General features: G+C 57.0%; 8 protein-coding genes. 5 read left to right on the top strand and 3 right to left on the bottom strand.

What is annotated here, in order from left to right:
* Positions 1-69: 69 nt before the first annotated feature.
* Positions 70-579 carry a hypothetical protein gene (locus tag J7J55_07420; GenBank protein MCD6142524.1) on the bottom strand — a complete coding sequence of 170 codons (510 nt, stop codon included), beginning with the start codon at positions 577-579 and terminating at the stop codon, positions 70-72.
* A gap of 434 nt (positions 580-1,013) precedes the next feature.
* On the opposite strand from J7J55_07420, the gene J7J55_07415 reads away from it, so the two are divergent.
* On the top strand, positions 1,014-2,741 hold the full coding sequence (locus J7J55_07415) for a nucleoside kinase (protein ID MCD6142523.1): 1,728 nt from the start codon (positions 1,014-1,016) through the stop codon (positions 2,739-2,741).
* Between the two features lie 123 nt (positions 2,742-2,864).
* On the opposite strand, the gene J7J55_07410 is transcribed toward J7J55_07415, so the two are convergent.
* Positions 2,865-3,713 carry an Fpg/Nei family DNA glycosylase gene (locus J7J55_07410; GenBank protein ID MCD6142522.1) on the bottom strand — a complete coding sequence of 283 codons (849 nt, stop codon included), beginning with the start codon at positions 3,711-3,713 and terminating at the stop codon, positions 2,865-2,867.
* Between the two features lie 205 nt (positions 3,714-3,918).
* On the opposite strand from J7J55_07410, the gene J7J55_07405 reads away from it, so the two are divergent.
* From J7J55_07405 to J7J55_07390, 4 genes are all read left to right on the top strand, one after another.
* The gene (locus tag J7J55_07405) at positions 3,919-4,221 is read left to right on the top strand and encodes a helix-turn-helix transcriptional regulator (GenBank protein MCD6142521.1); all 303 of its coding nucleotides are present in this window, start codon (positions 3,919-3,921) and stop codon (positions 4,219-4,221) included.
* A 124-nt stretch (positions 4,222-4,345) separates the two neighbouring features.
* On the top strand, positions 4,346-5,377 hold the full coding sequence (locus tag J7J55_07400) for a C4-dicarboxylate ABC transporter (protein ID MCD6142520.1): 1,032 nt from the start codon (positions 4,346-4,348) through the stop codon (positions 5,375-5,377).
* Positions 5,378-5,434: 57 nt separating this feature from the next.
* The gene (locus J7J55_07395; GenBank protein ID MCD6142519.1) at positions 5,435-5,821 is read left to right on the top strand and encodes a NifB/NifX family molybdenum-iron cluster-binding protein; all 387 of its coding nucleotides are present in this window, start codon (positions 5,435-5,437) and stop codon (positions 5,819-5,821) included.
* Positions 5,822-5,894: 73 nt separating this feature from the next.
* The gene (locus tag J7J55_07390; GenBank protein ID MCD6142518.1) at positions 5,895-6,746 is read left to right on the top strand and encodes a cation transporter; all 852 of its coding nucleotides are present in this window, start codon (positions 5,895-5,897) and stop codon (positions 6,744-6,746) included.
* Between the two features lie 481 nt (positions 6,747-7,227).
* Here the strand turns inward: J7J55_07390 and J7J55_07385 are convergent.
* Positions 7,228-7,671: hypothetical protein (locus J7J55_07385; protein MCD6142517.1), on the bottom strand; the 444-nt coding region annotated here is incomplete at its 5' end.

The following is a 7,671-nucleotide window of genomic DNA, read 5'->3' as shown; positions in this document are numbered from 1 at the left end:
CCACGGATTCAGGTTACAAGATATCCCTAAAGCTTAGACCTCGTTGCCTATCATGGTGGATTCTCCCCTTCACCACTCGATTCGGTCAAACGGCTTCATTTTCGAGACGAAATCCCGAAGGAATGAGCACAAATCCATCAGGGTTGGGAGCGGATACCTGTCTAAGCTCTTGCCTTTCTCAAAAGCGTAGCGGGAAGTGATAAAGAGCCCTTCGTACTGGTTGAGATCATCTCGCAACATTCTACCAGTATGTTTCGCTGCGTACTCTTGCTCCAAAGCCTGACGGATATCATCTGGAATACTTTCAAGGATATCGATGAGGCCGTGGCCCTTGACCTCTGCCTCGGCGGTGACAATTGAGCATTCCGGAAAGCCTGGATTTGGGGTGCAGACTACTATGGATCCGAGAGACTTGAGATACAGTTCAATAGCAATGATGGCGTTGTTGAGCAACGGTAGCAGGAGGCCAGATCCAGGGGGTTGTGCTGCTAGCAAGAGCCGTGCGTTATCGAACTGATCAGCAGCATCTCGTACTTGTGGGTCAGGAATCTCTCGTCGCTTCTTCCACGGCGAATTCATGGTTTCACCTCCACATCAACACAAAAATTCTATAGCTTCATAACATAGTACATCAAAGAGTGGCGGTTGTCAATTTCTTTTCTATTGTCGTGAAAGACCTTCGCTGGATGCTCCGCAGCTTGCTGCGAGATTTTTTACTTTGACCCTGCTTGCGGTTGCGAATAGTTACACCACGTACGTGGACTCTAACTCGCGTAGCTCACTCCAACGCCCGTGATCATACATTACTGAAGGTACAACTGACCGAAGGGTTTCCGTCCGATTGGCCCAACGAAGACAGCATTGCCGTTACCGCAGCCCGAGAACGGTCAAGGAACGCCGGTTCATTTTCCGTCGTCCTTAGCCTGGTGACGATCTCCTGGCGCACCAAGAGGGAGGGCTTGACACCTCTTCCGCTACAGGGTAGAGTGAACCTCCCTTCATGGAGGATGAGGATGGCACAGGCAAAGATCCGTAAGGCACGGGAGAGGAAGAACGTCCAGGTAAAGCTCCCGGACGGACGTACGTTCGAGGGGCCGAAAGGGACACCGCTATTTGAGTTCTTTCGGACCGCCTACCCTGGAGCGAGCGATCCTCCGGTGGCGGCCATCGTCAACGATGAGCTCGTTGAGCTCGGTCGACCGGTGGAGATCGACACCGCAGCTACCCCGGTCTTCGTCTCCGATTCGGACGGAATCAGGATCTACTATCGCAGCCTGTCGTTCCTCCTCATCGTGGCGACGCACGAGCTCTTCCCTGATGTGAAGTTGAACATCGACTACTCCGTCCCCTACGGCGGCTACTTCTGCCGGGTGGAGGGGAGGGGACCGTTTACCGCGGACGAGCTCGCCCGGATAAAGGCGCGAATGCAGCGGCTGGTGGAGGAGGACCGTCCGATCGTGCGTCGCCGGGTGACGGTGGAGGAAGCGCGGGAGATCTTCGCCGCCCGCGGGGAGGACGGGAAGGTGAACCTCCTCGCCGAGTTCAAGGAAGATCACCTCCACTTATATGAGCTCAACGGGTTCCTCGACTACTTCTACGGCTACATGGTCCCTTCAACCGGGTATCTGCACACCTTCGCGCTCGATACCTTCCCCGGCGGGTTCATCCTCCGGTTCCCGCGGCGTGAGGCCCCGACTAAGCTCCTCCCCCCGCAGCGGTTCACCGCCCTGCGGGAGGTGTTCACCGAGTACGGGGAGTGGCTGCAGCTCCTCGGGATCAGACACGTCGCCGCCCTGAACGATGCGATCCAAACCGGGAGGATCGAGGAGGTGATCCTCGTATCCGAGGCCCTGCATGAGCAGCGGATCGCTGAGCTCGCGTCTCTAATCGCCCGCCGGTACGATGAGGAACACCGCCTCGTCCTGATCGCTGGTCCGTCCTCGTCCGGGAAGACCACCTTCTCCAAGCGCCTGGCGGTGCAGCTTCTCGCCAACGGACTCCGCCCCTACCCGCTCGGGATGGACGATTACTTCCTCCCCCGTGAGGTCCTGCTCAAGGAGGGGATCGACTTCGACTCCCTCGAGGCCCTCGACCTCCCGCTGTTGGAGAGACAGCTCCAGGCCCTCCTCGCCGGGGAGCGGGTCACTCTACCCCGCTACAACTTCAAGACCGGAAAGCGGGAAGACGGGCCGACGGTCCGACTCGCCCCGGACCAGATACTGATCGCCGAGGGAATCCACGGCCTCAACCCCAACTTGCTCAAGAACTTCCCTGCCGAAGAGGTGTTTCGAATATTCGTCTCCGCCCTCACTCAGGTCAACCTCGATCGACATAACCGGATCTCCACCACTGACACCCGCCTGCTCCGCCGCATCGTGCGTGATTCCATCTACCGCGGTTACTCCGCCGAGGCGACGCTGAAGCTGTGGGACAGCGTGCGGGTCGGGGAGAAGCGGAACATATTCCCCTATCAGGAGCAAGCGGACGTAATGTTTAACTCTGCGTTGGCGTATGAGCTTTCAGTCCTCAAGCCGCTTGCTGAGCCGCTTCTCCTTCAGGTCAAGAGCCCGCGGGAGCGGATAGAGGCCGAACGCCTCCTCGCGTTTTTGCGCTGGTTCAAGCCATGTGAAGGCAAGACGATCCCGGGAAACTCGATCCTGCGTGAGTTCATCGGCGGCTCGACCCTGCGCGGGTTCACCCCAGACCTCGGGCAGAAGGGAAAGGAGATACGCAAGAGATGATGGAGCTCGCCGGGCTGGGGTCCTCAACTCCCATACCGTCATCGCCCGTCATTCGTATTGCATGGGGGGACGAACGGCGGCCATCGGGTGGCAAAGGCGTACTTCGATCACGATCATCCCGGGTTAGCGGGTGAGCCACCTCCGCCGGTCGGGGACGGCCGTATCGCCCGATTGGCAGTGCGGGCAGTAGTAGGTGCGGGTCTGGGCGTAGCGGATCTCCTGGATCGGGGTCCCGCACACCGGACACGGCTCGCCGGTCCGCTTGTAGACCTTGAGGAAGTCACGAACCTCGTCGGTGAACAAGCTATCCCCAACGCGAGCGCGGATCTCTTGGATTGCGTTCTCAAGCACGCTTACAATCGCTTCATGCAGACGGGCGATCTCCTCATCGGAGAGGGTGCTCACGTAGCGGATCGGAGAGATCTTAGCAGCGAACAGGATCTCATCTGCATACGCACTCCCGATCCCGGCGATCATCCGCTGATCGGTAAGGAGCTTCTTCGCCTGCCGCCGGCGCCCTTTCACCATGTCACTCAGTGCTCTCACCGTGAACTCCGGTGACAGGGGCTCGAGCCCGGCTTGGGCCACATCGGGAACGTCCATCGGATCCGCGACCACGTAAACTCGCACCAGCTTGACCGAACCGTTCTCGATCAGGCGCAGGTCCTCCCCGTCGGCGAATGAAACCGCCAACCCGGACGCCTTGGTCAGCCGGGTATCGCTCCGACAGATGACGAATCGCCCAGCGAGCATCAGGTGGACGACGAGGTGGAGGTCGGGGCGAAGGGTGAGGACGAGGTGCTTCCCCCGCCGGGAAATATGGGTGAACCGTTCTCCCACGAGGGAGTCAAGCGGCGGGGACACCGTTTTGATGATCCCCGGACGGAGCGCGCGCACCCCGATGATCTTCCGCCCTATCACCCTAGGGGCGAGCACCTCACGCAGCACCTCAAGATCGGGTAATTCCGGCATCTCCCCTCCGGGAGTGATTATATCGATTTCGAATCGAGAATCATCGCTGGGCCGCTCAGGCCAAGCCTCGATAGAACTTGATCAACTTTAAGAGGAAACATGTAGTGCAAGCGCCTTCCTCATCTGCGCGTGGGCAGGGATGGTGAAAAAGAAGTTTGACCGCGAGAACGATTGTATGTAACATTTCGCCAAGGTGCATGTATGAATGAAAACGGATGATATCAGAAGGCCGTACGACGAGCAGATTGCCGCGATCGGGCAGGCACTTGCCCACCCAATCCGAGTGCAGCTTCTTCGGCTTCTGTCCCGGGAAGAGATGTGCGGTTGCGAGATTGCGCCGTACTTTGACCTCGACCAATCCGGGATCTCACGCCATCTGAACGCCCTCCGCCGTGCCGGCCTGGTCTCCGCCCGCCGTGATGGGGTACGCATCTACTGGCGGGTGGCATCACCTGCCGCTGCGGAGTTGCTCCCATTGTTACAAACCCTGACAAAAGGAGCCGCATGATAGACAACGAAAAATTGCCAGAACCGATGCTTCCACCAGCGAATGATTCCGTAAACCTCCCTGCCCAAAGGGCGGGGAAGTTTACTGCCCAAGTTAGCAGATCATAAACGGGGTGATTTGAGGGATGTCTGAGCCAATTAATCCGGTCAAAAACTTTACGCCGTCCTGGTTCGCTTCGGTGATGGGAACCGGAATCCTTGCCATGACAAGCATGTTCTATTCAAGCTACCTGCCGTTCCTGCAGTACGTCGCACGGGGGCTGTTCTACTTCAATGTGGCATTGTTCGGTGTCCTCCTTGTGCCGTGCGTCCTGCGCTGGATCTTCTACCGCGCCGACGCGCTGCGTGACCTGAACCATCCGGTCATTGCCAACTTCTACCCCACTCTGCCAGTGGGGATGCTCGTTCTCGCCTCGGACTTCATGGTGATCGGGAAGAATTTCCAGGTCGGCGCCTGGTTCTGGATGATCGGAAGCGCTCTGACCATCGTATTCGGGTTGCTTGTCCCCTACATCATGTTCAAAGGAGAGCATGTGACGCTCGACCATATCAACCCGGCGTGGTTCATCCCTCCGGTAGGGTTGATCGTCATCCCGATCGCCGGGAGCCTGGTCATCGGCCACTTCAGCGGATTGGCGAACGAATGGGTGATCTTCGTGAACTACTTCGGCTGGGGAGCGGGATTCTTCCTCTACTTAGCGTTGCTTGCGATGTGTATGTATCGGTTCATCCTCCATCGTCCCCTTCCAAACGTCCTCGCTCCAACCGTGTGGATCAATCTCGGGCCGATCGGGGCGGGGACGGTCGCACTTCTCAATCTCGTCACCCATTGCTGCTTCATTGCCAACCGGGAGCCGTTCTTCGTCATCGGCTTCTTCTTCTGGGGGTTTGGGGTGTGGTGGGTGGCGATGGCGATCATGCTGACCATCCACTACATCCGGCGGCTGAAGCTTCCGTACGCCATGTCATGGTGGGCGTTTACATTCCCACTCGGCGCCTACGTCGCTGCCACCCACCTCGTCGCCGAGCGGTTCTCGATAAGGCTCATCGACCATTTCGGATTTGCGCTCTACATCCTGCTATTCTTCCTGTGGGCGACGACGCTGGTCAACACCGGGATTCACGCTGCCAAGGGGGACCTGTTCCGTGGGAGTTAACATTAAGCGCTGAGGCGAAAAACCGATAAACTTTACACGTTTGGATAAGGAGGAACGATGAGGAAGAGAATCGCTATTCCAACGCAAGGGACTGCTGGGCTGGACGATCAGGTGGAGGAGCACTTCGGCCGGGCACAGCATTACACGTTGATCGACGTGGAGGACGGAAAGATCGCGAAGGTTGAAGTCCTCGATGTCCCGTTCGCCGACCACGGGCCGGGGGACCTGCCGAATTGGCTTCACTCTCAGGGGGTGGACGCCGTCCTCGCCTGGGGGATGGGACCGAAGGCAGTGGACTTCTTCAATCAACTGGGAATCGAGGTGATCACCGGTGCCACCGGCCCCGTTCGCAGCGTGGTTGAAGGCTACATCAACGGCAACCTCGAGACGATCGAGTGGGTCGAGCCGGAGGGGCACGGCCAGGGGCACGGACATCACCATTAGTGATTCGGAAATAGGATCGATGCACGACGCTGATAGCACGGGTGACGTAACCGGAACACGGATGTTCATCACCATGATGCTCAACTTCGTGATCACCGCCGCCGAGATCATCGGGGGACTGCTATCTGGAAGCCTGGCCCTCCTCTCCGATGCAATCCACAACTTCAGCGATGGAATCTCAATTGTCATCAGCTACGCTGCGATACGCCTACGAAGCAGGCCGAACTCGGAGCGGCATACATTCGGGTTCAAGCGGGCGGAGGTGTTCGCCGCGGTGATAAACTCATCGGCGCTCATCGTGATAACCGTCTTCCTGTTCATCGAGGCGATCAAGCGGTTCATCAATCCAGTGCCGATCCACGGGCAGATGATGTTCATCGTCGCCGCGATCGGCCTGGTGGCAAACGTCATCGGAACGCTCCTGCTGCGCCGTGGAGCAAAGTCGAGCATGAACATCAAGGCGACCTACCTCCACCTCCTAACCGACGCCATCTCCTCGGTCGGGGTGATCCTCGGCGGAGTGGCAATCTACCTGTGGAACGTGTACTGGCTCGACCCGGTGATCACGCTCCTCATCGGGCTGTACATCTTCAAAGAGGCCTACGAGATCGTGAAGGAGACGGTGCACATCCTGATGGAGGGGACGCCGCATGACATGTCGTTGCCGCAGATAAAGGAGGCCCTGGAGAAGATTCCCGGGGTGCGCGACGTGCACCACGTGCACGTCTGGTCAGTAGGAGAACACGACCATCACATGGAAGCGCACATCCGCGTGGACGACATGCCGGTGAGCGCAGCGGATGAAATTCGCGCACATGCTGAGCAGATACTGCATGACAGGTTCAACATCGGCCACGTTACGCTGCAGGTTGAACATCGCTCCTGTCCGGACGTCGGCCTGATAAAGCAACAGAGCCATGCATAGGGCAGTGCTGGACCGTGTTCCAGTTGCATACCCATCTTCTACAGTTGCGAATTAAAACAGGATATTCGCTACTTGACCTCTTGTAAGCAGCTGGTCCAATCGACCCAAGGTGGCGATGATACGCTGGTGGATCCTTCAGATACCGTCCGGGATTGCGGGAGGGCAGTCCATCTGGCCCATGAACTGGTGTGATTGCGTTACTGTCTTGCGCTGTGCCCACCCAAAGTTCATCTCCGTCCACACTAAAAAGTAAACAGGGTAAACAGGAACACCCGAGAGAACAGTTACCTTCCGTTTCGTGAGTTAATGTACGAGGTTCTGCAATAACGCATACAAGAAATCAAGAGCAATTTAACTGTTGGATTGCAAGACCTGACCCCTACTAATCCCTTTGTTCTTCATTATACTGAGCTTATTATTCGATCGGGCCTGCGCCCTGGCACCGTCACCTTCCTACCCCGGGGATACTCATTAACCTGGATTAGAATCCAGTAATCCAGCTAGCTACACGAAACGACCATATAAGCCAAACTAAGGAGATTGAGCCAAGAATTAGGCCTGTAGCTGCTAATCCTTTATCCTCGTCTCCCGAAAGACCCATAATACCAACTATTATAGCTCCTACACATAAAATACCCCAAATGGCTACCCATAACCCACTCCACTCTGGAAAGGATGAAGAACTCGGAGTGAAAATCAAAGGCCATATGATGGCTCCGACACCACCTATTATAGCACTAACCCCCATAGACACTGGCTTACGTTTACTCGTAGACGCACTATCGCCGGATAGCTTTCTGTTTTTCTCATACCTAACTTTAGCTTCCTCATCTGAAAGATCAATACAATCAGGACAGCCCTCACCTTTAGCAAATTTTGCCCTCTGTTCGTGTGTCCACCGCGCTACAGCCCAATCCTCCCACTC

It is taken from the genome of Candidatus Bipolaricaulota bacterium (genome assembly GCA_021159055.1).
Classification (GTDB): Bacteria; Bipolaricaulota; Bipolaricaulia; order UBA7950; family UBA9294; genus S016-54.
The sequence above is the reverse complement of the archived record's forward strand: the minus strand, read 5'-3'. Positions and strand labels throughout refer to the sequence as shown.